This is a genomic window from Achromobacter sp. FW305-C-30-7 (genome assembly GCF_058783105.1).
Genome location: NZ_JBYSYI010000022.1, coordinates 1785 through 3629 on the forward strand (window position 1 = coordinate 1785; position 1845 = coordinate 3629).

2 tRNA genes and 1 rRNA gene are annotated in these 1845 nt (G+C 50.1%); all 3 read left to right on the top strand.

Going from position 1 to position 1845, the window contains the following annotated elements:
- Positions 1-200 precede the first annotated feature (200 nt).
- Positions 201-277 (top strand) — tRNA-Ile (locus AC3WOB_RS31600).
- 23 nt (positions 278-300) lie between these two features.
- A tRNA-Ala gene (locus tag AC3WOB_RS31605) sits at positions 301-376 on the top strand.
- A gap of 297 nt (positions 377-673) precedes the next feature.
- A 23S ribosomal RNA gene (locus AC3WOB_RS31610) occupies positions 674-1845 on the top strand; the annotation flags it as partial.

Consider the following 1845-nt stretch of genomic DNA (forward strand, 5'->3'; position numbering starts at 1 on the left):
GGATTCATGACTGGGGTGAAGTCGTAACAAGGTAGCCGTATCGGAAGGTGCGGCTGGATCACCTCCTTTCAGAGCTTAGTGCTCGTGTTAAGCGTCCACTCTTATCGGTTGTTTGATATAGCTGGGATCAGTTGTAGGCTTGGGTCGAGGGAATCTTCCCTGGGTCTCCAACTACCTGACTGCTGATCCGAGAAGGTTTTGGGTCTGTAGCTCAGTCGGTTAGAGCACCGTCTTGATAAGGCGGGGGTCGTTGGTTCGAATCCAACCAGACCCACCAAGTATTCTGCGCATGCGGGATATGGGGGTGTAGCTCAGCTGGGAGAGCGCCTGCTTTGCAAGCAGGATGTCATCGGTTCGATCCCGTTCACCTCCACCATTGATTCTCAAAACTCACCTGGTGGTGATGTAGAGGCTAACTCATAGTGTCGTGCAAACGATCCTATGAGTTAGGTTTTACCTGACAGCTATATTCGTTCTTTAACAATCTGGAAGAAGCACAACGAAAATGTACTTATCAAGTACTCGACGCGAGTCGATGAAGATAGGTACGGGTTGTGATTGCATTAATTTTGTTCCAAGTTCTCAAGACTGGGGTGAATAACCTCAGACTGCTTTGAAACTTATGAACGGCACAAACGCTAATACTCAGGTCCTATAGCCTACAGCGTTATAGGATCAAGCGACTAAGTGCATATGGTGGATGCCTTGGCGATCACAGGCGATGAAGGACGTAGTAGCCTGCGAAAAGCTACGGGGAGCTGGCAAACAAGCTTTGATCCGTAGATGTCCGAATGGGGAAACCCACCGCAGCAATGCGGTATCCCTGGCTGAATACATAGGCCAGTGGAAGCGAACCGGGTGAACTGAAACATCTCAGTAGCTCGAGGAAAAGAAATCAACCGAGATTCCGAAAGTAGTGGCGAGCGAAATCGGAAGAGCCTTTACGTTTTAGCACGCAAGATAGTCGAACGGAATGGAAAGTCCGGCCGTAGCAGGTGATAGCCCTGTAGGCGAAATCTTGTGTGTGGAACTAAGCGTAAGACAAGTAGGGCGGGACACGTGAAATCCTGTTTGAAGATGGGGGGACCATCCTCCAAGGCTAAATACTCGTGATCGACCGATAGTGAACCAGTACCGTGAGGGAAAGGCGAAAAGAACCCCGGAAGGGGAGTGAAATAGATCCTGAAACCGTATGCATACAAACAGTAGGAGCCTCCTTGTGGGGTGACTGCGTACCTTTTGTATAATGGGTCAGCGACTTACATTCAGTGGCAAGGTTAACCGAATAGGGAAGCCGTAGCGAAAGCGAGTCCGAATAGGGCGATTCAGTCGCTGGGTGTAGACCCGAAACCAGATGATCTATCCATGGCCAGGTTGAAGGCACGGTAACACGTGCTGGAGGACCGAACCCACTAATGTTGAAAAATTAGGGGATGAGCTGTGGATAGGGGTGAAAGGCTAAACAAATCTGGAAATAGCTGGTTCTCTCCGAAAACTATTTAGGTAGTGCCTCAAGTATTACTGCGGGGGGTAGAGCACTGTTATAGCTAGGGGGTCATGGCGACTTACCAAACTATGGCAAACTCCGAATACCCGCAAGTACAGCTTGGGAGACAGAGCACCGGGTGCTAACGTCCGGACTCAAGAGGGAAACAACCCAGACCGCCAGCTAAGGTCCCGAATTATCGCTAAGTGGGAAACGAAGTGGGAAGGCATAGACAGTCAGGAGGTTGGCTTAGAAGCAGCCATCCTTTAAAGAAAGCGTAATAGCTCACTGATCGAGTCGTCCTGCGCGGAAGATGTAACGGGGCTAAGCGATAAACCGAAGCTGCGGGTGTGCACTTT